Genomic DNA, 1,370 nt, shown 5'->3' on the forward strand with positions numbered 1-1,370 from the left:
CGTTATTAATTAACGTGTTTAATCTTATCTATAAACGAATTCCTTGTTCAAGATTAGTGATTTTAGGTGAAGGTGAAGAGGAAAGTAATTTAAAATCATTAATCAAGGAGTTTGGGCTAGCCGATGTTGTCGAGATAATTAATTTTCAGAAAAACCCTTACCCTTATTATAGAGCCGCTGATGTTTTCGTACTAACATCGGATTGGGAAGGTTTTGGGAATGTCATTGTTGAAGCTATGGCATCAGAAACCCCCGTTATTTCTACTGACTGCCCCGGTGGACCCAAAATGATTTTAAACAATGGTGAGTTTGGTACATTAGTTGAACCTAACAAGACTAAAAAATTGGCTGAAGCGATTATGAATAAGTTAGAGAAGCCATCTTCAATTGAACAAATAGAGAAAGCAAAAAAACGTGCAATGCAATTTAGTCTGGAGCAAGTAGCTGAAAAATATTTGGAGTTATGATGATAGTCGATAGCATTGAAAATGCGTGATTTTAGATAAAAAAGATCAAGTTTCCCAGATTACGAATGTGACTATTAATTAATAAGTGGAAGCGTGAACTTGACTACTGACAGGGAACCACCGCGAAGGGCGAACGCCCAATTCGATGTTGGAGATGGGGAAGGTTACTTCCGCATTAATAGGGTGGCACTACTGAGCAGAGGTTTTTGGACGAATAAAGTAAATGGTTTTAAATTTATTCAAAGAAAGAGAAGACTTTCAAAGCCGCCATCTAGCGCAAGTGAATGAAGTATGCGATGGACTGATAGTAGTTAGCGACGGGCTGTGAAGGTTTCTAGGAGTTTCTAGGATGTGGATATCCATGCGTTTTCTGTGGGTAACATAGGTTAGTGAATACTATTTGCGAATTTTCCAGGAGAATAAATTGCATACAAGAATAAATAGCTCGCACCTGTTTTTATTTTTATTGTTTTTTTCTATGATTATGCCTWCATTTCATGGGCATATGGGAAGGGCGGGATTAGGTATTGTTAATGGCTTGTTGATCACGGTGCTTGCCATCTTCTTCCTAATCGAGGGAAAGAGAAAAAATATGCTTTCCTATCTAGGTGATTGCAAGTTAGCTTTTTTGTATATAGTGCCTTTTTTAGTTCTTCTTATTATTATCCCTGTCTCGATGTCTGCTGGAGTGTTGATGGAGGGGACTGACTTAATCATGAGGGATTTTTATGAACTTCATAAGCCAGCCCTTAACTTTCTTGTTTTTTTATTTTCTTTCTTTTTAGCAATTAAAAGTAGTAGATTAATTTTCTTTGAACGTAGCCTTGTCTATTTATTTTTTTTGGTCGTGCTTCTAGGGTTAAATCATTATATTAATCTTTACCCTATTAGTACTATGTATAC

The 1,370-nt window shown here is 36.4% G+C and carries 2 protein-coding genes; both read left to right on the forward strand.

The genetic code is table 11. The features are described from left to right. The coding region (locus BZG20_RS15825; RefSeq protein WP_131825365.1) for a glycosyltransferase at window positions 1-467 on the forward strand (467 nt) is incomplete at its 5' end. A gap of 424 nt (window positions 468-891) precedes the next feature. Next, window positions 892-1,370 (forward strand): hypothetical protein (locus tag BZG20_RS16130; RefSeq protein ID WP_206744459.1); only part of this gene is annotated, 479 nt, incomplete at its 3' end.

The sequence above is a fragment of the Salinivibrio sp. IB868 genome (assembly GCF_001995655.1).
Classification (GTDB): Bacteria; Pseudomonadota; Gammaproteobacteria; order Enterobacterales; family Vibrionaceae; genus Salinivibrio; species Salinivibrio siamensis.